General features: G+C 71.9%; 23 protein-coding genes and 1 pseudogene. 6 read left to right on the plus strand and 18 right to left on the minus strand.

All coding sequences use genetic code 11. The features are described from left to right. Window positions 1–4 precede the first annotated feature (4 nt). Both ABD191_RS24285 and ABD191_RS24290 read left to right on the plus strand, forming a co-directional pair. Entirely contained in the window at window positions 5–655 is a 651-nt protein-coding gene (locus ABD191_RS24285; RefSeq protein ID WP_344086537.1) for a hypothetical protein, read from the plus strand. Then, complete coding sequence (locus ABD191_RS24290) at window positions 652–3,801, plus strand: ATP-binding protein (protein WP_344086540.1); 3,150 nt, start codon at window positions 652–654, stop codon at window positions 3,799–3,801. Before ABD191_RS24285 ends, ABD191_RS24290 begins: the two co-directional genes overlap by 4 nt. Here the strand turns inward: ABD191_RS24290 and ABD191_RS24295 are convergent. From ABD191_RS24295 to ABD191_RS24325, 7 genes and pseudogenes are all read right to left on the minus strand, one after another. Next, window positions 3,798–4,535, minus strand: a complete 738-nt coding sequence (locus ABD191_RS24295) for an alanyl-tRNA editing protein (RefSeq protein WP_344086543.1) — start codon at window positions 4,533–4,535, stop codon at window positions 3,798–3,800. The two genes, ABD191_RS24290 and ABD191_RS24295, sit on opposite strands and share 4 nt — an antisense overlap. Before the next feature lie 10 nt (window positions 4,536–4,545). Beyond that, window positions 4,546–5,436: an alpha/beta fold hydrolase gene (locus ABD191_RS24300; RefSeq protein WP_344086546.1), complete on the minus strand. Its 891-nt coding sequence runs from the start codon at window positions 5,434–5,436 to the stop codon at window positions 4,546–4,548. Window positions 5,437–5,438: 2 nt separating this feature from the next. Beyond that, window positions 5,439–5,747 (minus strand): DUF2516 family protein, encoded by a 309-nt coding sequence (locus ABD191_RS24305; protein WP_344086549.1) that lies wholly within the window; start codon window positions 5,745–5,747, stop codon window positions 5,439–5,441. A gap of 111 nt (window positions 5,748–5,858) precedes the next feature. Continuing rightward, complete coding sequence (locus ABD191_RS24310) at window positions 5,859–6,464, minus strand: hypothetical protein (RefSeq protein ID WP_344086552.1); 606 nt, start codon at window positions 6,462–6,464, stop codon at window positions 5,859–5,861. Between the two features lie 8 nt (window positions 6,465–6,472). Further along, window positions 6,473–6,841: pseudogene (locus ABD191_RS24315) on the minus strand (helix-turn-helix domain-containing protein); the annotation flags it as partial. Window positions 6,842–6,934: 93 nt separating this feature from the next. Next, window positions 6,935–7,912: an asparaginase gene (locus ABD191_RS24320; RefSeq protein ID WP_344086555.1), complete on the minus strand. Its 978-nt coding sequence runs from the start codon at window positions 7,910–7,912 to the stop codon at window positions 6,935–6,937. A gap of 4 nt (window positions 7,913–7,916) precedes the next feature. After that, window positions 7,917–8,786, minus strand: coding sequence for a beta-keto acid cleavage family enzyme (locus tag ABD191_RS24325; RefSeq protein ID WP_344086558.1), 870 nt, complete (start codon window positions 8,784–8,786; stop codon window positions 7,917–7,919). 344 nt (window positions 8,787–9,130) lie between these two features. On the opposite strand from ABD191_RS24325, the gene ABD191_RS24330 reads away from it, so the two are divergent. Next, the gene (locus ABD191_RS24330) at window positions 9,131–9,643 is read left to right on the plus strand and encodes a hypothetical protein (RefSeq protein WP_344086561.1); all 513 of its coding nucleotides are present in this window, start codon (window positions 9,131–9,133) and stop codon (window positions 9,641–9,643) included. A 15-nt stretch (window positions 9,644–9,658) separates the two neighbouring features. Here ABD191_RS24330 and ygfZ read toward each other — a convergent pair whose 3' ends face one another. Together ygfZ and ABD191_RS24340 are read right to left on the minus strand one after the other, a co-directional pair. Then, a complete protein-coding gene (gene ygfZ, locus ABD191_RS24335) occupies window positions 9,659–10,726 on the minus strand; it encodes a CAF17-like 4Fe-4S cluster assembly/insertion protein YgfZ (protein WP_344086564.1) in 1,068 nt (355 codons plus the stop codon). Then, on the minus strand, window positions 10,723–11,145 hold the full coding sequence (locus ABD191_RS24340; protein ID WP_344086567.1) for a Fur family transcriptional regulator: 423 nt from the start codon (window positions 11,143–11,145) through the stop codon (window positions 10,723–10,725). Before ABD191_RS24340 ends, ygfZ begins: the two co-directional genes overlap by 4 nt. Window positions 11,146–11,185: 40 nt before the next feature. Between ABD191_RS24340 and ABD191_RS24345 the strand changes: the two genes are divergently transcribed. Both ABD191_RS24345 and ABD191_RS24350 read left to right on the plus strand, forming a co-directional pair. Further along, window positions 11,186–12,064 carry an aminotransferase class IV gene (locus tag ABD191_RS24345; RefSeq protein ID WP_344086570.1) on the plus strand — a complete coding sequence of 293 codons (879 nt, stop codon included), beginning with the start codon at window positions 11,186–11,188 and terminating at the stop codon, window positions 12,062–12,064. A gap of 42 nt (window positions 12,065–12,106) precedes the next feature. After that, window positions 12,107–12,964 (plus strand): mechanosensitive ion channel family protein, encoded by an 858-nt coding sequence (locus tag ABD191_RS24350; RefSeq protein WP_344086573.1) that lies wholly within the window; start codon window positions 12,107–12,109, stop codon window positions 12,962–12,964. 33 nt (window positions 12,965–12,997) lie between these two features. Here ABD191_RS24350 and ABD191_RS24355 read toward each other — a convergent pair whose 3' ends face one another. After that, on the minus strand, window positions 12,998–13,591 hold the full coding sequence (locus ABD191_RS24355) for a heme-binding beta-barrel domain-containing protein (RefSeq protein WP_344086576.1): 594 nt from the start codon (window positions 13,589–13,591) through the stop codon (window positions 12,998–13,000). After that, window positions 13,584–13,718, minus strand: a complete 135-nt coding sequence (mtfM, locus tag ABD191_RS24360; RefSeq protein WP_344086579.1) for a small membrane protein MtfM — start codon at window positions 13,716–13,718, stop codon at window positions 13,584–13,586. The genes ABD191_RS24355 and mtfM overlap by 8 nt, the downstream gene beginning before the upstream one ends. A gap of 23 nt (window positions 13,719–13,741) precedes the next feature. Between mtfM and ABD191_RS24365 the strand changes: the two genes are divergently transcribed. Continuing rightward, window positions 13,742–14,104: a DsrE family protein gene (locus tag ABD191_RS24365; RefSeq protein WP_344086582.1), complete on the plus strand. Its 363-nt coding sequence runs from the start codon at window positions 13,742–13,744 to the stop codon at window positions 14,102–14,104. Here the strand turns inward: ABD191_RS24365 and ABD191_RS24370 are convergent. The 7 genes from ABD191_RS24370 to ABD191_RS24395 all read right to left on the minus strand — a co-directional run. Further along, window positions 14,098–14,514 (minus strand): multicopper oxidase domain-containing protein, encoded by a 417-nt coding sequence (locus ABD191_RS24370; protein ID WP_344086585.1) that lies wholly within the window; start codon window positions 14,512–14,514, stop codon window positions 14,098–14,100. The genes ABD191_RS24365 and ABD191_RS24370 overlap by 7 nt on opposite strands. Window positions 14,515–14,552: 38 nt before the next feature. Beyond that, window positions 14,553–15,497, minus strand: coding sequence for a hypothetical protein (locus ABD191_RS24375; protein WP_344086588.1), 945 nt, complete (start codon window positions 15,495–15,497; stop codon window positions 14,553–14,555). Window positions 15,498–15,579: 82 nt separating this feature from the next. Further along, window positions 15,580–15,900: a DUF1416 domain-containing protein gene (locus tag ABD191_RS24380; RefSeq protein WP_344086591.1), complete on the minus strand. Its 321-nt coding sequence runs from the start codon at window positions 15,898–15,900 to the stop codon at window positions 15,580–15,582. Window positions 15,901–15,914: 14 nt separating this feature from the next. Next, complete coding sequence (locus tag ABD191_RS24385) at window positions 15,915–16,763, minus strand: sulfurtransferase (protein WP_344086594.1); 849 nt, start codon at window positions 16,761–16,763, stop codon at window positions 15,915–15,917. A 147-nt stretch (window positions 16,764–16,910) separates the two neighbouring features. Beyond that, window positions 16,911–16,985, minus strand: a complete 75-nt coding sequence (locus tag ABD191_RS29335; RefSeq protein WP_425560461.1) for an Ms5788A family Cys-rich leader peptide — start codon at window positions 16,983–16,985, stop codon at window positions 16,911–16,913. Window positions 16,986–17,058: 73 nt separating this feature from the next. Next, window positions 17,059–17,850 carry an LmeA family phospholipid-binding protein gene (locus ABD191_RS24390; protein WP_344086597.1) on the minus strand — a complete coding sequence of 264 codons (792 nt, stop codon included), beginning with the start codon at window positions 17,848–17,850 and terminating at the stop codon, window positions 17,059–17,061. A 44-nt stretch (window positions 17,851–17,894) separates the two neighbouring features. Next, the coding region (locus ABD191_RS24395; RefSeq protein WP_344086600.1) for a hypothetical protein at window positions 17,895–18,922 on the minus strand (1,028 nt) is incomplete at its 5' end.

The raw sequence follows: 18,922 nt of genomic DNA on the forward strand, positions 1-18,922 counted from the left end.
CACCGTGTCGACCGACTCCTTCCCCAAGCTGACCCCGCTTCAGCTCTCGGCCCTCGTCATCCTCATGTCCGAGGCCCGCGAGATAACGAACGCGGAGTTAATGGACATGGCTGGGTTCACTCTGACCGGCAAGGATCGCACCGGGTTGGAAGCTCTCGGTCTCACTGAGAGCCGGAAGGTGGGGCGGGTCGTCGCGCATCAGCTGACGGACAAGGGTTGGCGCATGTGCAAGCAACTCGGCACGTCCACCTCCGTCACCGGCAGCCGCCCCGGACGCGCGCTGCTTGTGCTGCTCACCGGGGTGCACCGCTCACTCGACCGGGCGCAGGTGAGCCACGCGGACTTCTTCAAGCAGGGTGAGATGCCCGCTCCGGAGCCGGCCGCGCCGGCCGGCGATGTCGAGACGCGCATCCGGTCGGTCTACCGCGACCTGGCACGGGTGCCGGGCGACTGGATCTCGCTGGCCGACCTGCGCGCCAGCCTCGCCGACCTGGACCGGTCGACCGTGGACGAGGCCCTACGCGTCCTGTCCCGCCAGGCCGACGTACAGCTCATCCCGGTGGCGAACAGCAAGGCCCTCGACACCCGCGACCGGGAAGCAGCCCTGCGCCTGGGCGGTGAGGACATCCACGCGCTCGCGATCGGGCGCGGATGACTCCCGAGGAGCGTTCCGCGCTGGCCGCGCTGCGCTTCGACGTAGCGCCCACGCCGGACGATATCTGGCAGCCCTCCCCTTTCGACGTGCCCGAGTTGCACGCCCGCGTCGTGGAGCAGATCTTCGACGGCATGGCCGAGGCCCGTTACGGCAGCGAGGGCAGCCCGCGCGGGGTGATCGTGGAGGGCCGGGCGGGGGCCGGCAAGACGCACATGCTCGGCGCCGTCCGCGAGCGCATCCAGCGCGAGGACGGCGGATACTTTTTCCTCGTCAAGGTCACGAGCGGGAAGACTTTCTGGGAAAACACCGCGATCGGCATTCTCGACGGCCTGACGCAGCGGTCCAGCACGTGGGGCATGCAGCTCAAGACGTTCATGCGCCGGCTTACGGCGTCGCTGGGCATCCCGGCCGAGGTGCGCGACGCGGCCGCCGGCGACGCGCCACTGACCCGCGATCTGCTGGACACGTTCATCCGTTCCCTGCGCATGCATGCTGGGCTGGGTTCCCTGCAATACCTGGACACGGCCCGGGCCCTGGTCCTTTACGGCTCGCCGGACTTCGTGGCGCAGGATGTTGGCCTGGCCCATCTCATCTCGGTGCCGGGCGACCCGGCCGAGCGCACCGCGTGGGGCCTGAGCGCGGCCTCGCGCAACCCGCAGGAGATCGTCGAGGACATCTCGCGGCTGCTCGCGCTGACCCGGTGTCCCACGGTGATCGCCGTCGACCAGGTCGATCAGCTGTTCGCGCTCTCGCACGCCAATTTCACCCGGCAGGACAGCGGCCTGGAGGACGCGGAGGCGGCGGCCGTCGGGCCGGTCGCCGACGGCCTGCTGGCGCTGCGCGATGTCACCCTACGCACCCTGGTCGTGGTCTCGATCCTGCCGGACACGTACGTGCTGCTGAAGAAGTACGCCCCGACGCCGGTGCTGGACCGTTTCCGGGAGACGGTGCTGCCCAGCCGTATCCCGAGCCCGGAGCTGGGCCAAGAGCTCGTGGCGAAGCGGTTCACGGCCCGGTTCCACGAGAAGCGCTACTCCGCTCCATACGCGACCTGGCCCATCCGGCCCGAGGCCTTCGCCGACGCCCCGGACTTCACCCCGCGCAACCTGTTGCGCCGCATCGACAAACACATCACCCAATGCCTGAGTACGGGTGTTCTGTCGGAACTGGTGTCGCTGACAGAGGGCGGCCCGGTCGTGACGCCGCCCCCTGTCGCGCCGGTGTCCGAGTTTGACGCACTGGACCGGCGCTTCGCGGAGCTGGTGGCCGAGGCGGACGTGGCGGCCGCGCTGCACCACACGACGGAGGACACTGAGATGCCCGCGCTGCTCGCGGCCGGGCTGGCCGCGTGGATCGACGAACAGACCCCATCCGGGACCACGTTCAAGCACGACCCCTTGCCGAGCGCGAAGCCGGCGCTGCACGGCCGCCTCATCGAGGTGATCGACGAAGCGACAGATCACGAAGCGCACTGGGCTTTCCGGGCAATCGCCCATCCCAACGCCAACGCCACGATGAGCCGCATCCGCCTCGCCTGCACGACGGCGGGTGTTGACGCCGGCCTGCCCCAGCGGCGGTTGGTGCTGCTGCGCAACGGCAACTGGCCGAGCGGCAAGAAGACGGCTGAGACCGTCGAGTCTTTCCTGGCTGCGGGTGGTCAGGTTCGCCCCATCGACGAATACGACCTGAAGGTCTTCGCCGCGCTGCGCGACATGCGGGCTCACGCGCGACCCGGTTTCGGCGAGTGGCTTGTGGCCCGCCGACCGGCGAGCCGGACCACGTTGTTGAGCGACGTCCTGGGCGACCGGACGGGCATGCCCGACCACCACACTGCGATCGCCAAAGAGACGACCACCGGATCAGTCACGGAGAAAGCACACACTCGCGCGGACACCGACGACGCGAACGCGGACCCGCATGAACCCTCGATCGGGCTCGGGCGAACTGTCGAGTCCAGCGCCCAATTCGTGGTCAACCTGGAGTCGCTGCGGCGGCACACGGTGATCTTTGCGGGTTCCGGGTCGGGCAAGACCGTGCTCATCCGGCGACTCGTTGAGGAGTGCGCGCGGCAGGGCGTGTCGTCGATCGTGCTTGACCCCAACAACGACCTCGCCCGCCTGGGCGACGCGTGGCCGGAGGAACCCGACGGGTGGGGCTCCGGGGACGCGGAGCGGGCGAAGGATTATCTCGACAACACCGACGTGGTGATCTGGACGCCCCGGCTCAGCGCGGGTCGGCCGCTGACGTTCCAACCGCTACCCGACTTCGGGCCGCTGCTGGGCGACCCGGACGAGTTCGACAAGGCCATCGAGGCGGCCGTCGCCGCCCTTGCTCCACGGGCCAAAGTGGACGGTCGGACGAAGACGCACGACCAGGGGCGCGCGGTGCTCAAGGAAGCTCTGCTCTGGTACGCCCGGCAGGGCCACACCGACCTGCGCGGCTTCGCCGACCTGCTCAGCGACCTGCCGGAGGAGCTGACAAGTTTCGCCAAGGGCACCCGGCTGGCGCATGACGCGGGCGAGACGCTCAAGGCGGCCATGTTCAACGACCCGCTCTTCGGCGGCTCCGGCACGCCCGTCGACCCGGGGATCCTGCTGACGCCGGTGCCGGGCAAGCGGGCCCGCGTCTCCGTGATCAGCTTCGTGGGGCTCACCTCGGACGAGCAGCGGCAGAGCTTCGTCAACCAGCTGCAGATGGCCCTGTTCGCCTGGATCAAGCGCAACCCGGCCGGTGACCGGCCGCTGGGCGGGCTGTTCGTCATGGACGAGGCGCAGACACTGGCCCCGTCGAGCGGCAACACGCCGTGCACGGCCAGCTCGATCGCGCTCGCGTCGCAGGCCCGCAAGTACGGGCTGGGGCTGGTGTTCGCCACGCAGGCGCCGAAAGGGTTGCACAACCAGATCTCCGGCAACGCCACGACCCAGTTCTTCGGGCTGCTCAACGCGCCGGCGCAGATCGACGCCGCGAAGGAGCTGGCCGCCGCGAAGAACGGCCGGGTGCCGGACATCGGCATCCTGCGCAGCGGGCAGTTCTACGCGGCCGGCGAGGGCTTCTCGTTCGTCAAGGTGCGCACTCCGCTGTGCCTGACCCACCACCCGCGCTCGCCCCTGTCCCCGGAGGAGGTCATCGAGCGGACCAGGCGCTAGTCGCTGAGCTTCACCCGTACCCGACGGTTTGCCTTGCCCTTGCTCTCGACCTTGACCACGGTCACCTTGCCGACCTGCCCGGTGGCCGCCACGTGCGTGCCACCGTCGGCCTGCACATCGAGCCCCACGATGTCGACGATGCGGATTTCCTGCTCGTCGGCGGGGATGAGGTTGGACTGGGTGCGGATGATGTCGGGCAGCGCGAGGGCCTGCTCGCGCGCGAGCACCTTCACCTCGACGCGGCGGTTGGCGGTGACCTCGGCGTTCACCAGGTCCTCCAGCCGGGCCTTGAAGTCGGCGGGCACCTCGGGGAGGTTGAAGTCCATCCGGGCCTCGCCCGGTTCCATGTTGCCCCCGGTGACGAGCGCGCCGAAGTCGCGGAACACGACCCCGCACAGGACGTGCAGGCCGGAGTGGGTGCGCATGAGCAGGCTGCGGCGGGCGTCGTCGAGGGCGCCGGCGACCTTCGTGCCGGCCGGCGGGACGGGATCGCCGGGGGCGGGCAGCAGGTAGAGGTCGTCGCCCTTGCGGGTGCCGACGACGCGGGTCTGTACGCCCTCCCACAGCAGGACGCCGTGGTCCGGCGGCTGCCCGCCGCCGCCGGGGTAGAACGCCGACCGGTCGAGGACGATGCCGCCCTCCGGGTCCGACCACAGCACGGTGCAGTCCCATTCGCGCAGCGTCGGGTCAGCCAGGTCGAGACGGTGGGTACGGCCGTGATGCGTGACGCCCATGGCGGTCACCTTAGTCGTTGAGGAACCCGGCGACGCGCTGGCGCAGGTCGGCCCGCTGACTCCACAGGAGGGCGGGGCGGGGATAGATGTGCAGCTCCGCGTCCGGCAGCGCGGCGGCGAGCGCCTCGGCGACGCGGGCCGGGTGCGTACGGTCGCCGACGCAGCCGATCACGAGCGCCCGGGCGGTCACGCCGGCCAGCGCCGTGCGGTCGGCGACGGCGGGCTGGGTGAGCAGGTCGTCGAGGGCGGGCGCGAGCCCGTCGCGGAACAGCTGGTCGAGCCGGTCGCGCAGGTACTGCCACGCGGCCGGCGAGTCGCGCACCGAGGTGGGGATGTCCTGCGCGAGCAGGTCGGTGGTGGTGGCCTGGTCACGCTCGTTGACCGCCGCGAGCAGGGCACGCGCGCGGTCGGCCGCGTGCGCGGACCGCGGCTCGTCGAGCACCGCCGGGAGAACGAACACGACCCGGTCGAACCGGTCGGGCGTCCCGGTGAGCAGCCGGGTCAGCGCGGCCGCGCCCAGGCTGACGCCGAGGGCCCGCCGGGCGCCGAAGCGGTCGGCGACGCCGCGCAGGTCGTCCGCGAAGTCGGCGTAGCTCCACGGCCGGGCCGGCGCGCCGGACCGGCCATGCCCCCGGAACTGGAAGAACACCTTCGTACCCGTGACCGCGCTGCCGTACGGGCGGGTGTCGGCGATGCCGCCCGCGAAGCCGTGCGCGAAGACGGTGACGGGGTCGCCCGTGCCGGCCGTGAGGCATTCGAGCGTGGTGCCGTTGATGCCGAGCAGTTCGGTCGGCACGGTGAACGGCCGGAGGGGACGGCCCGGTTCGGCGCGGCTGCGCGGCGCGAAGCGCTCGGGTGCCCCTCCCGGTGGAGGCGGCCAGCGGAAGTCGCGGGCACCCATGCTCAGCGCCAGCGGCCGGAACCGCCCGACACGTCGCGCAGGCCGATCCGGACGTCGAGCAGATAGAACGCCGTGGCGGTCAGCGCCAGGAAGGTGAAGATCGAAGAGCGCAGCACGAGGGTGACCAGCAGGGACAGGAAGAGGATGAGCGCCCAGCCCCATTTGGGGATGGAACCGACCACCGTGAACGCGTCCTTGCGCTGCACGAGGCAGTGGAACAGCGCGATGAGCTCAAGCAACAGCGTGACCAGGAAGATGATCAACGCGACCACGCCCTGGACGGTGTCATAGAAGATCGGTACGGCCGCCATGGCAGCCAGCTTAGCGATCCCGACCCTCAACCGCCCCGCACGGGCCGCACAGCCTGATGGGATCGCCTGTCGCGAAAAGGCCGGCCCGAGGGCCGGCCTTTTCGCGTCGGATCAGGCGCCGGAACGCGGACGCTTGGTGGCCGCCGGCTTCGTCGAGGCCGGCTTGGTGGAGGCGGGCTTCACCTTGGGGGTGGGGCGCGCCTTGACGGCGGGCTGCTCGGTGACGACCGGCTCGGCCATGAGCACGGTATCCGACGCCGGGTCGGGCTGCTCCAGGGCGACCGCGTCGGCCGGGTCGACCTTGGGCCGGTCGGCCTTCGAGGCCGTGCCGGTCACGACCTGCTCGCCACGGGCGACCAGCTTGGCGTACTGGGACGCCGCGCCCGCCACGAGCGAACCGACCGCGCCCGGCAGCTCGGCACGCAGCTGCTCCACCTTGGCGGGCAGCTCGGCGCGCAGCTCGGCGACCTTCACCGGCAGCTCGGCGCGGAACTCGGCCACCTTGCCGGGCAGCTCGGCCCGCAGCTCGGCGACCTTCACCGGCACCTGCTCGCGCAGCTGCTCGACGCGGCCCGGGGCCTGCTCGCGCAGCTGGGTGACCTTGCCGGGCAGCTCGGCGGTGAGCCGCTCGGTCACCTCGACGAGCTGCTTGTACGCGTACTCACCCGCACCCGCCGCCGCGTAGACCGGGCCGGGAAGCTTGGACCTGGTGCTCATGGAGTCTCCTCTGAATCGTGTGCGCGCTCGGCATCCTGGGCCGCCCGCGCGTTCTCCCGACGGAACGTCTCGTAGATCTGCGTCAGCGATTGCTTCTGCCCGAGGGTCAGGTCGTCGTCCGCCGCGATGGCGGCGAGCACCCCCTGGCCGTCCTTCTCGTTGAGCAGACCCGCCCGCAGGTACATCAGCGGGGTCGACACCCGCAGCGCGCTCGCGATCTGACCCAGTACCTCGGCGGAGGGCTTGCGTAGCCCGCGCTCGATCTGGCTGAGGTACGGGTTGGACACCCCGGCGCGGTCGGCGAGCTCACGCAGCGAGATCCGCGCGTTGCGGCGCAGGTCGCGGATGAACCCACCGATGTCGCGGGGGATGTCCATGGGATCGCTCACGAGATCAACGCTACGAGCGGGTGCTAACTATTGCAAGCAAAACGCTAGCTGCGGCTAGCGTGAGTTTGCCCACCCACGACCTCAGGGGTCGCCGGCCGCCCAGCCGGCGGCGCGCACGGCCCCGACCGGAACCCCGCCGCCCAGCAGCGGCACGGGCGCCACGTCGTCGAACGCGTCCGCGGCCACGCCGAGCCGGCGCAGCGCGGCCACCGCCACCGGCATCCGGGCGCGCAACGCGCCATCGTCGATCTTGATCGCCACCGCGCCGACGGCCGGGATCGCCATCGCCAGCACGCCCTCCGCGCCACCCTTCGACAGCAGCCCGGGCACGCCCCGCATGAGCCGGGCGTCGTCCGCGCCGGTCCCCGACACCAGCTCCGGGTGTGCCCGCATCGCGTCGGCCACCGTCCGCTCCGCGCTGCCGACCGGCGCCGTCACCAGCCGCAGAAACGCCCCCGCCAGCCCCGCCAAAGACAGTGCCAGTACGGGCGCCCCGCAGCCGTCCACGCCGGTCGCCGCCGGCGCCTCGCCCGCCAGCTCGGCGACCGTGTCGCGCAACGTCACCTGCAACGGATGGTCCACCGCCCGGTAGTCATCCGTGGGCCACCCGTCGACCAGGCAGGTCAGCAGCATGCCGGCGTGCTTGCCGGAACAGTTCATGTAGATGCGCTGCGGCCCGTCGCCCGCGCGCAGCACGCCCGCCCGGGCGGCCTCGCCCAGCGGCAGCTCCGGCGGGCAGCGCAGGTCCGTCAGCGGGGACAGCCCGCCGGTGCGCAGCATGGCCCGTACCCGCTCGATGTGCGGCGGTTCGCCGAAGTGGCTCGCCGCCACCAGCGCCAGGTCGCCGGGGTCGGGCAGCCGCAGGCCCGCGCGCAGCATGCCGACCGCCTGCATGGGCTTGTTCGAGGAGCGCGGAAAAATGGGGCCGTGCGGATCGCCCGCCGACGCGACCAGCGTGCCGTCCGCGCCGAGCACCGCGACGGAACCGAGGTGCCGGCCCTCGACGAACCCCGACCGTACGACCTCGGCGAGCAGCTCACCACCCTGGTACACGGCCACGACGCTACCCTTTTTTGATCATCGTGGCGCCGATCCCGAGCAGGGCGCGCGCCTGCTCGGCCGAATACGGCGGGCGCTGCGCAAGCCGCGCGAAGGCCGACGCCCGCGCGACGAGCTGCGCGTTGCTCTCCACCGGCTGACCCTTGGCGTACGTCACCGTGTCCTCCATGCCCACCCGCAGATGCCCGCCCGCGCTCAGCGACGCGAGCAGCACCGGCAGCGTGGCGCGCCCGATCCCGGTGGCCGCGAAGGTCGTCCCCGGCGGCAGGTCGCGCACCGCGCTCGCGCACGCCACGAGCGCCTCGGTCGTGCCGGGCATGCCACCCGGTACGCCCATGACGAAGTCGACGTGGACGTGCCCCCCGGCGGGCAGCCCGTGCTTGTCCAGCAGCCGGGCCAGGGAGGTCAGCTGCCCCAGGTCGAAGATCTCGTACTCCGGCACGATGCCCCGGTCGCGCATCCGCTTGTGCAGCTCGACGATGAACGCCGGCCGGTTCATGAACACGTCCTCGCCGAAGTTGACCGTACCCATCGTGCAGCTGGCCATGTCCGGCCCGGCGTCGAGGACGGCGAGGCGCGCGTCCTCCGCATCGGTGACCGCACCGCCGGTCGACAGCTGCACGATCAGGCCGGTCTGTTCCCGCAACGCCACGACGGTCTCGCGCAGCAGCCCGGGGTCCAACGTGGGCTTCGTGTCGGCGCCCCGAACGTGAACATGAATGACGGCCGCGCCGACCGCCTCGCACTCCTTGGCGGTGGCGACCAACTCGTCGAGGGTGACGGGCAGCGCCGGCACGTCGGCCTTCGCCACCTCCGCTCCCGTCGGCGCCACGGTGATGAGGGTCCCGGCCGACGGCACTGTCGCGCTACTCATGCCGGCGATCGTCGCACACCCTCCCCGCCCGCCGCTGAGCGACGACTCAGCCCTCACCAGCGCTCACCCGTGACAGAGCAATGAACCGGATTGGTACCTATGGGTGCCAGCCCGGTTCATTGCTTCGGGACGTCGGGCGTCGTCGACCACCCAATTGGTCGTTGTGGGTCACCGGGACCTCTTACACACTGACTCATGAGTCATCGATGGTGATCGGTCGGATATGCCTGGCTCATACTTCTTGTCCTGTTGCTATCCCATTTTTCCTCGTAGATTACGGCCGTCCCTCGTTGATTCCGGAGGCCGCAATGGTCCAGCCGCCCGCGCCATATCGCACCTCGCCCATGGCCGTTGTGAAGGGGCCGTCTCGGAACAGGATCGCGGCCATCGTTGTCGGCGGAGTGGCGGCCGTCTGCGCCCTTTGTCTCGGTATCAGTGGCGTGCTGGGCCTCGTTGACGACGGTACGAAAACGACGACGGGCTCTGAGCGCACCGCCGCCGCGGCCTTGGCGGTCGAGCCGACCAGTTCACCCGCCGCAGCGGTCACGATCCGCACATCAGCGCCGACCTCCACGCCAGCCGTCCGCAAGACGCCGGTGAAGCCATCGCCGACGACAACGGCCCCGCGGACCACGAAGGCATCACCCAAGCCCAAGCCCAAGCCCGCTCCCACGTCCAGGAAGCCGGCCAGTAACTGCAACCCCAACTACAGCCCGTGCGTGCCGAACGATCCGGTCGATGTCGACTGCGCGGGCGGCTCGGGCAACGGTCCGTCATACGTCCAGGGCCCCGTGCGCGTCATCGGCTATGACGTGTACGACCTTGACCGCGACGGTGACGGCGTCGCCTGCGACTGACCGCTTCGGGGAGACCTAGCCGGCGAACGGAGACGGGTCGATGGCGGCGGTCGACTCGCCCACGCGGAGGACGGCGTCGGCGGGGACGTTCTGCTTGACCAGCGCCAACGCGACCAGGCCCAGCTCGTAGTGGCGTACCGCCGTGCCGATCACCCCGACGGGACGCCCTTCGGCGGAGACGACCGGCGTCCCGACCGCGGGCAGTTCGTCGGTCGTGATGCCGTCGAGGTGCAGCAACACGAGGCGGCGGGGCGGGCGCCCGAGGTTGTGCACCCGGGCGATCGTCTCCTGACCCCGGTAGCAGCCCTTCTCCAGGTGCACGGCGGCACCCAGCCAGCCGGCCTCGGCGGGCAGGGTCTTGTGGTCGGTGTCGAAGCCCAGGCGGGGCCGCCCCGAGGCGACACGGATCGCCTCGAACGCCCACAGCCCGGCCAGCGGCACGTCCACGGACTCCATCAGCGTGGGCACGGACGCGCGCGGCACGAGAAGGTCCGCGCCGTAGGGCATCCGGCGGACGAGGCCGCCCGAAGGCAGCGCCGCCAGGGCGTACTGCGACGTGGATCGGGCCGGCACGGACCCGGCGGCGAACTTCGGACCCGGCACCGCGACCACGCTGGGCGCGGCGAGGGGTCCGACACCGAGCGCGGACAGTGCCCGCGTCGTGTCCGGCCCGACCAGGGACAGTATCGCCCAGTCCGCGGTGACATCAGCGGGTTCTACGCGCATGAGGAAGCGCATGCGCTGGAGGAAGTCGAGCAACGCGGGGGCCCGGCCGGGCTCGGTGTCGAGCCAGGTGGTGGTGCCGTCGTCGGCGACGGCCGCGTGGTGCTCGACGTGCCCGTGCGGGGAGAGGACGAGCAGCTCCGTGCCGGTCATGGGGGCCAGGGCGCTCAGGTGCTGGGTGGTGATGCTGTGCAGCCAGCCGAGCCGGTCGGGGCCGGTGATCGCGAGGACGCCGCGGTTGCCGCGGTCGACGAGGCCGACGGATCCGGCGAGGGTGCGCTGCTCGCGCGCCGGGTCGCCGTAGTGGGCCGCGACGCCCGCGTCGACGCTGGTGGGATCAAGCTCTTCGATCGTGATCAACGGTCACCTCCGCAGGACGCGCACGTCCCGAAGAATGCCACGTGCCCGACGTCGATGACGAAACCCCGCTCGGCGCGCAGCTGCTCGGCGAGCGGCGCCAGCACCTCGGGCGCGATCTCGGTAACCGACTCGCACGACCGGCAGACCAGGTGAAGATGCTGGTCGGGGCCCACGCCATGGTAGGTGGGCGCGCCGTGCGAGAGGTGCGCGTGGGTGACGAGGCCGAGATCCTCGAGCAGCTCCAGGGTCCGGTACACCGTGGTGATGTTCACACCGGCGGCGGTCTTGGCGACCTCGGCGTGGATCTGGTCGGGGGTGGCGTGGCCTAGCGCGTACACCGCTTCGAGCACCAGCTGGCGCTGCGCGGTGAGGCGCAGGCCACGGGAGCGGAGGGTTTCGGCGAGCGTGGGCGACGGCATCGTTCGATCCTATGTCGGTGCGGCCCTATGCTTGCGAGTCGTGCTCGAACAAACGACCCTGGCCCCGCCCGGGGAACTGCGCGTCGTCGCCGTGCTCGGCACGGGCGTCGTGGCGCCCGACACGCCCATCCTGCGCGCGGACGACCTCGGTGCGCTGCGCGGCGACGGGATTTTCGAAACCATGCATGTACGGGCTGGCAGCCCGTGGCTGCTCGACAAGCACCTGGCCCGGATGGCCGGCTCGGCCGCCGCCCTGCAGTTGGTCCTGCCGCCGGAGGCCGACCTGCGGGAGCTGGCCCACCAGGCGGTCGCGGCCTGGCCGGCGCAGCTGGAGGGGGCGCTGCGGATCATCTGCACGCGCGGCGCGGAGGCCGGCTCGCCGGTGACCGTGTTCGCCACGGTCGGGCCGGTGGGCGCGCCCATCCGGCGGGCCCGCCGCGACGGCATCGCGGTGCTCACCGCGACGCAGGGCTTCCCGGTGGACCTGCGCGCGAGCGCGCCCTGGCTACTGGGCGGGGCGAAGACCCTGTCGTACGCGGTGAACATGGCCTGCCTGCGCTGGGCGACCGCGTCCGGTGCGGACGACGTGCTGTGGACGTCGACGGACGGGTACGCGCTGGAGGCCCCGACGTCCACGCTGGTCTGGCTGGCGGGCGGCACGCTGTGGACCGTCCCCGCCGGGCGGACCGGGATCCTCGCCGGCACGACGGCGCGCTGGCTGCTCGACCACGCGGGCGAGCTGGGCTGGGGCGCCGACGAGCGGCTCGTGACCCCGGACGAGATCGTCGCGTCGGATGGGGCGTGGCTGACGTCGTCCGTACGCGGGGTCGCGGGTATCCGCACGCTGGACGGGGCGGCGCTGCGTACGTCGCCCGAGATCACGACGAAGATCCGGAACCTCCTGGGATTTCCGGATTAATCCGTTACGTCACCTTATGCTGCCTCTAGAGCAGCGGAGGTGATGACGGTGGCGTACGCGGCGAGCATCGGCGACGAGCTGACCGACTTCTTCGGCAACGCCCTGATGATCGTCGTCAAGGTGGTGATCTTCCTCGCCATCCTGGCGGTGGGCTGGTTCGTCGCGCGCTGGGTCTACCGCTGGGCGGGCACGCTGCTCACCCGGGTCGGCTTCGACCGGGCGGTCGACCGGGGCGGGCTGCGCCGCGTCCTCGGCGGCTGGAGTGCCAGCGATCTCACCGCGAAGATCATCCAGTACGCCCTGCTGCTGGTCACCCTGCAGCTCGCGCTGGGGGTGTTCGGCCCGAATCCGGTCAGCGACCTGCTCAACGCTGTCGTCGCGTGGTTGCCGAAGCTGTTCATCGGCATCGTGATCGTCGTGGTGGCCGCCGCCATCGCGGGCGCCGTGAAGGACGTGATCTCCCGCGCCCTGCACGGGCTGGGCTACGGCCGCGCGCTCGCCACGGCGGCCCAGGTCGCGATCATCGCGCTCGGCCTCATCGCGGCCCTCAACCAGGTCGGCGTCGGCATGTCGGTGACGATGCCCGTGCTCGTCGCGATCCTCGCGACGATCGGCGGCATCCTCGTCGTCGGCGTGGGCGGCGGCATGATCAAGCCGATGCAGGACCGCTGGGAGCGCATGCTCAGCCGGGCGGAGGAGGAGACCGCCACGGCCGCCGACCAGGTCCGCGCCAACCGGACCGCGACCGCCGACCGGATGCGCAACTACCCCGGCGGCTTCACCCAGCCGGCCTACGGCGGCGCCCAGCCCGCGTACGGCACACCGCCCGGGTCCGGCGCCGAGGCCGCGCAGAACATCCCACCCACGTATGGCGGCGCGGCCCCGGGGGTCGCGGACTGATCGGCCGACACGGCGACCAGGTCGATCCACTACCTAGCCGGCGACGCGGGTCAGTTTCGCCGCCAGATGGGACGTGAGGGGTTGACCGACCGCGGCCATGTCCTGGGCGTAGAGCAGGTCGCGGTCGACGATGCCGTAGAGGCGCTTCTCGGCGGTGACCTCCTTGGCCGTGGACGTGCGCACGACCGCGTCCGAGGCCATCTCGACCCGCACGTTCGTGATCGTGCCGATGTGCAGCGTCATGATGCCCGTCGGCGCGCACAACAAGGCCTCGATCTCGTCCGTGGCGCGCCCGTTCTCGCCCATGATCGGCCGCCACCAGCCCGTCTCGCGGGCCGCCGGCCGCACGGCCGCGCCGGTCTGCGGGTCGACGATCCACGCCCGTGACTCGTAGTGCAGGAACGGCCGGCCGTCGTGGCTGATCCGGATCTCCTGGGCGAACTCGAACGGCTCGATCGTCGGGTACTCCCCCGCGCCGCGCCCGCGCCACACCCCGATGAAGGGCAGCAACCCGAGCAGCGCCGGGTGCAGGTCCGGGCCCACCCGCAGGTCGTGCGTCTCCTCGAACGGGTACGCCTCGGGCACGGGGGCGTCCAGCCAAGCCGGACGACCGTCTTGCTCAGTCACGCTGTTGTTCCTCTCGCCTCGGCCGCCGAGTCGTGTCGTTGGCGCGTTTGGCCAGGTAGACCAGCGCGCCGGCAAGGCCGCCGAAGCCCGCCACGAGCAGGCTCACGAACCCGATCTCGGTCACCACGCCGCAAATCCTATGCTCGCCCCATGGCCCGCACACTCATCGTCAAGGCAACCGCTGGCGAAGACGCACCCGAGCGCTGCTCACAGGCCTTCACGGTGGCCGCCACGGCGCTGTCGGCCGGGGCGAGCGTCTCGCTCTGGCTCACCGGGGAGTCGGCCTGGCTCGCCGTCCCCGGCCGCGCCGAACAGTTCACCCTGCCGCACGCCGCCCCGCTGGCCGACCTGCTCGGCATCGTGCTCAGCGCCGGCACCGTGACCGTGTGCACCCAGTGCGCGGCCCGGCGCGACCTCACGGAGGATCAACTTCTGCCGGGCGTACGCATCGCCGGGGCGGCCGTCTTCGTCGAGGAGTGCCTCGCCGACGGGGCGCAGGCGCTCGTCTACTGATCGACCACCACGAACTGGCCCATCATTCCCTGGTCCTCGTGCGCCAGGACGTGGCAGTGGAACATGTACGCGTGGTTCGGGTCGGCGTACTCGTGGAAGGTCATGATGATCTCGTAGGTGACGTTGCCGCGTAGGTAGATCGTGTCCTTCCAGCCGGCCAGGGCGGGCGGCGGCGCCTGCCCGCCCGCGGTCAGCACCTGGAACCGCACGTCGTGCACGTGGAAGGTGTGCGGCAGGCCGTCGGTGTTGCGGACCCGCCAGATCTCCGTGGTGTCCTTGACCACCCGGGCGTCCACCCGCGACATGCTCATGCCCTGCCCGTTGATCGTGTTGCCGCTCAGGGCGAAGTCCCGGGTGCGCACCGCGTCCACGCGGTCCAGGCGGGGCAGGTCGACGAGCGTGGCCGGCACCGGCTCCGTCGCGCGCAGGGTCGCGGCCGCCCGCAGGGTCAGCAGGCGGTGGTGGCCGCCACCGTGACCGTGTCCAGGGTCGTGTGGGCGGAGACGGACAGGTCGGCGGCGCGCCAGGCCAACCGGTCCGGGGCGGCGACCACCGGGGTCGTGGCCACGCGGGCCAACGCCGTGTCCAGGGCGGCGGGCACACCAGTGGCCGGTCCGCTCGCCGCGACCGTCCACAGCGGACGGCCATTGGGGCAGGTGAGGGCGGTGGAGCGCCAGGCGACCGCCGGAGAGCCGAGGGCGGTGAGCACCTCGGTCACGGCGGCACGCGCGGCAGCCGGCGCGGCGGTCGGCTCGGCCGTCACGTCGGACTTCTGCCGGCAGCCGGTGTCGATCGTCAGCCGGACCAGGCCGGGCCCCGTCGACGTGCCCGTCAGCAGCACGTAGTTGCCGCCGTCGGCCCGCAGGCGCGGCGCCTCGGCCGTCCCGGCCGCCGACGCCCCGTACGCGGCCGGCAGTCCCGCCGCCACCGTCTGGATCAGCCGCTGCTCGGCGCCCGGAGCGGTGAAGAGGTCGATCACCCGCGAGTGGCGCAGCCCTCGGCGGGCCAGGCTGATCCGGCAGTCCTCGCCGGCACCGAACGTCCCCACATCGGCGACCACCCCAGGGCCGGCCGCGACCACCACGTCGGCGGCCAGCCGGTCGGCCGTGGCCTTGGCCTCGCCGACCGTCGTCTGCTCGCGGTCCGTCGGGCCGTCGTAGCGCACCGACCAGAGCGCGGCTCCCGCCAGCACCACCGCCCAGGCGACCGTCAGCACGACCAGCCACCGGCGCGGCCGTGGGGGCGGCGCCACGGGGGCGGGCGGGGCGTAGTAGTACACCGGCGCCGGGTCGGGCTGCGGCGCGACCGGAGCGGGCTCCGGCGGGACCGGCGCGTCCGGGTCGGGCCGCGTCGGGCCGGCCTCGCCGGCGGGTGGGTGGTCGGGGCTGGTCACCGCGACATCCTCGCAGGCCCCCGAACAGAAGTGGCGGGCGCGGGCCCGTTAGGGCCCGCGACCGCCACAGGGTTCTCGGAGATCACTCCGCGGCGACCGCCACGGCCACCTCGTTGATGCCCCGGTCAGCGGTGACGACGGCGTCCCCGTTCCCGTGGCGCGACAGGGCGCGCAGCGTCCAGGTGCCCGGCGCGGCGAAGAACCGGAACTGCCCCAACGGGGACGTCACGACCTCGGCCGTGAACTCGCCGGAGCCGTCCAGCAGCCGCACGTACGCGCCCGGCACCGGCTCCTGCCCGGCGCGGACCACGCCGCTGATCACGGTCTCCTTCTCGATATCCACGCTGGCCGGGATCGGCGCCGACTGCTCAGGCGCCCCACAACCCAGGGAGTAGTCGCTCATCGTCACCGTCTCCCTCAGGCCTTGCCGGGCTCGTCGCCGAGCGCGACGGGCACACCGACGAGCGAGCCGTACTCGGTCCAGGAACCGTCGTAGTTCTTCACGTTCTCGTGGCCGAGCAGCTCCTTGAGCACGAACCAGGTGTGCGAGGAACGCTCGCCGATGCGGCAGTACGCGATCGTGTCCTTGGTGCCGTCCAGGCCGGCCTCGGCGTAAAGCTTGGCCAGCTCCTCGTCGGACTTGAAGGTGCCGTCCTCGTTGGCCGCCTTGGACCACGGCACGGAGATCGCGGTCGGGATGTGTCCGGCGCGCTGCGCCTGCTCCTGCGGGAGATGCGCGGGAGCCAGCAGCCGGCCCGCGTACTCGTCGGGGGAACGGACGTCGACCAGGTTCTTGACGCCGATGGCCTGCACGGTCTCGTCGCGGAAGGCGCGGATCGACAGGTCCGGGTCGCTGGCCTGGTAGTTGGTGGCCTCGCGGGTGACCGGGTCGGCGACCAGCGGCCGGTTGTCGAGCTCCCACTTCTTGCGACCGCCGTCGAGCAGCTTCACGTCGCGGTGGCCGTAGAGCTTGAAGTACCAGTACGCGTACGCGGCGAACCAGTTGTTGTTGCCGCCGTACAGGATGACCTGGTCGTCGTTGGCGATGCCCCGCTCCGACAGGAGCGCGGCGAACTGCTCCTTGTTGACGAAGTCACGGCGGATCGGGTCTTGCAGGTCCTGCTTCCAGTCCAGCTTGATCGCGCCCGGGATGTGGGCGGCGTCATACGCCTTGGTGTCCTCGTCGACCTCGACGAACACGACACCCGGGGCGCCGAGGTTCTTCTCGGCCCAGTCGGCCGAGACGAGCGCGCTGTCGCGACTCATTCGTACTCCCTTGGTGAGTTGTGAGATGCGCAGGCGCTAGCGGCAGCACCTGCGCGCGAACTGATGGGTCCATACGCGTAGGCCTGCGGCGCAACAGCAAGATCAAACCGGGATTCCGGGCACAGCCTCACCGCCGCCGCTGGAAATCTAGCGGCAGCGACACAAGCAGGCGGCCACGCGGCACAGGTCGACCGCGCGCCTCTTGGTGAGCAGGGTGCCCATAACGTGGGAGGTTACCAGCACATGTCGGGACGACCCAACGCCTGGCCGGATGTTGGGAAGGTCCCGCGCCGGCTCACCCCGCCAGCGGCACGTCCTTCGCGACGGCCGTCACGGCCAGGCCCGCGTCGGTCGCCGCCACCCTGGTCACCGTCAGACCGAACGGCAGCGGCGGCACCCGGTACCCGACGGACAGCTCGTCCTGGAGATTGTTGATGTAGTCCTTCGCCTCCGGCGGCACGTCCGCGCCGGCCACGGACGCCTCGGACACCTTGACCCGGATCTGGTTCTTGACCACGGAGAAGGCCGCCGTGGCCGAGACCGGGACCTGCCGGCCGTCGACCCGCACCGTGCCGGTCACCCGGACGTCCTCACCGGCGGGCGCGAAGGTGGCGTTGCCCACTCCCAGGCCCGCGTAGCCGAGCAGCCGGGGCAGGTCGTCCCAGGCGATCGTCGCCACGCCGGTGACCCGGGCCGCGGACGCCTTGGGCGCGCCGCTGAGCAGGTCGCTGACCTCGGCCGTCACGTCCTCGGCGTCGATGTGCAGCGTCTTCACGCTCAGCCCGCCCGAGCGCAGCTGGTCGACGACGATGGTGATTCGGTCGTACCGGCCGCTCGCGACCTGGGTGAGGAACGGGAAGCCGGCGATGTCGACGTCCGTGCCCGCCGCGGTGATCTCCTGCTTGTCCAGCTCGGTCTCGACCACGGAGACGAGGCGGTTCTCGGCGATGCCGGCGCCCACCCGGTCGGCGGCCACGACCAACCCGACGAGGACGAGGAGCACCACGAGCAGTCCGATGCCGAGTCCCCGCCGGCGCCGGCGGGGCCGGTGCAGGACCTCCGTGTCGTGGTCCACTGTCGCCACCATGCCTCGCCTCCGTCCGGGGGGCCCGCACTCCAGAGGTGCCCGATTCAGTTAAGGATGACACCCACCACGTAGGACGCCGGAGCGGCGAGCGCGAAGGCCGCCAGCGGGCCCTGCATGTGCCGGGCCAGCCACATGAACGGCACCTCGCCCTCAAGCCGGCGCCCCGCCTCCGCGTACCCCGTGCCGAGGTCGACGACGACCGCCACGAGCGCCGCCGCCATGCCGGCGGCCGCACCGCCGATGGTGCTGATCCCGTCGATGTAGAAGCCCACCACGGCCGCCGCGGCCGTGCCCAGCATGGCGCCGGCGACGACGCCGATGGCCCCGCGCGGCACCTGCGGCGCCAGCCGGGGCGACGGCGCGACCACGTCGCAGAGCCGGGCCGAGGCCAGCGCGATGCCGGCCGCGATGAGGCCCGCGTCGAGCACCTGGGTGCCCGCCTTCTGGCGGGACAGCACGATCAGCGCGGCGAACGCCGCCACGCCCACGACGATCGTCATGCTCACGCCGAGGGACTCGGTCAACCCGGCCCGGCTGTGCCGGCGGACGAGCTGACCCACCACGGAGAGCACGAACGCGCCCGCTATCACGTACCCGAGCGGGGCCAAGGTCGGCTCCACCGGGAGGTTCACCGAGATGTCCGCGGCAGCCGCGGCGACGAGCCCGACGCCCGCCACGATGAACGGGGCCGGCGGGCGGCTCGCGGCCGTCCACGCCACCACGAACAGCAGCTGCGCGCCGAAGATCACGACCGAGAAGCCGGACCGGTTCGCCTGCGCGCCGATCACCAGCGCCGCGGCCAGGAACAGCGCGAACGCCGCGATGGCGATCGACAGGAGCCGGCGCACCGGAACCTCGGGGATGTCGAACTCCTCGTCCGCCTCCGGCTCCGGCTCGGGGGCCGGCCGGCTTCGGCGCCGGCGCCCGCTGTCCTCGTCGGTCGGCCGGCGGCGCTCGGGGCCGCCCCGGCCGCCGCGGCCACGCGGATCGTCGGCGGCGTCGGCGTCCCAGGGGTTGTCGCCCTCGCCACGGCGGGCGCGGCGGCCGGCGGACGGCGGGCCGTCAGCGCGGC

The sequence above is a fragment of the Luedemannella helvata genome, assembly GCF_039528415.1.
GTDB classification, from domain to species: Bacteria; Actinomycetota; Actinomycetes; order Mycobacteriales; family Micromonosporaceae; genus Luedemannella; species Luedemannella helvata.

What these genes read in the sequence shown, in the direction of transcription:
- ABD191_RS24290 (WP_344086540.1), top strand. Translation starts at nt 652, where the DNA reads ATGACTCCCGAGGAGCGTTCCGCGCTGGCCGCGCTGCGCTTCGACGTA.
- ABD191_RS24295 (WP_344086543.1), bottom strand. Translation starts at nt 4,535, where the DNA reads ATGGGCGTCACGCATCACGGCCGTACCCACCGTCTCGACCTGGCTGAC.
- ABD191_RS24300 (WP_344086546.1), bottom strand. Translation starts at nt 5,436, where the DNA reads ATGGGTGCCCGCGACTTCCGCTGGCCGCCTCCACCGGGAGGGGCACCC.
- ABD191_RS24305 (WP_344086549.1), bottom strand. Translation starts at nt 5,747, where the DNA reads ATGGCGGCCGTACCGATCTTCTATGACACCGTCCAGGGCGTGGTCGCG.
- ABD191_RS24310 (WP_344086552.1), bottom strand. Translation starts at nt 6,464, where the DNA reads ATGAGCACCAGGTCCAAGCTTCCCGGCCCGGTCTACGCGGCGGCGGGT.
- ABD191_RS24325 (WP_344086558.1), bottom strand. Translation starts at nt 8,786, where the DNA reads ATGAGTAGCGCGACAGTGCCGTCGGCCGGGACCCTCATCACCGTGGCG.
- ABD191_RS24330 (WP_344086561.1), top strand. Translation starts at nt 9,131, where the DNA reads ATGGCCGTTGTGAAGGGGCCGTCTCGGAACAGGATCGCGGCCATCGTT.
- ABD191_RS24340 (WP_344086567.1), bottom strand. Translation starts at nt 11,145, where the DNA reads ATGCCGTCGCCCACGCTCGCCGAAACCCTCCGCTCCCGTGGCCTGCGC.
- ABD191_RS24350 (WP_344086573.1), top strand. Translation starts at nt 12,107, where the DNA reads ATGACGGTGGCGTACGCGGCGAGCATCGGCGACGAGCTGACCGACTTC.
- ABD191_RS24365 (WP_344086582.1), top strand. Translation starts at nt 13,742, where the DNA reads ATGGCCCGCACACTCATCGTCAAGGCAACCGCTGGCGAAGACGCACCC.
- ABD191_RS24380 (WP_344086591.1), bottom strand. Translation starts at nt 15,900, where the DNA reads ATGAGCGACTACTCCCTGGGTTGTGGGGCGCCTGAGCAGTCGGCGCCG.
- ABD191_RS24385 (WP_344086594.1), bottom strand. Translation starts at nt 16,763, where the DNA reads ATGAGTCGCGACAGCGCGCTCGTCTCGGCCGACTGGGCCGAGAAGAAC.
- ABD191_RS24390 (WP_344086597.1), bottom strand. Translation starts at nt 17,850, where the DNA reads ATGGTGGCGACAGTGGACCACGACACGGAGGTCCTGCACCGGCCCCGC.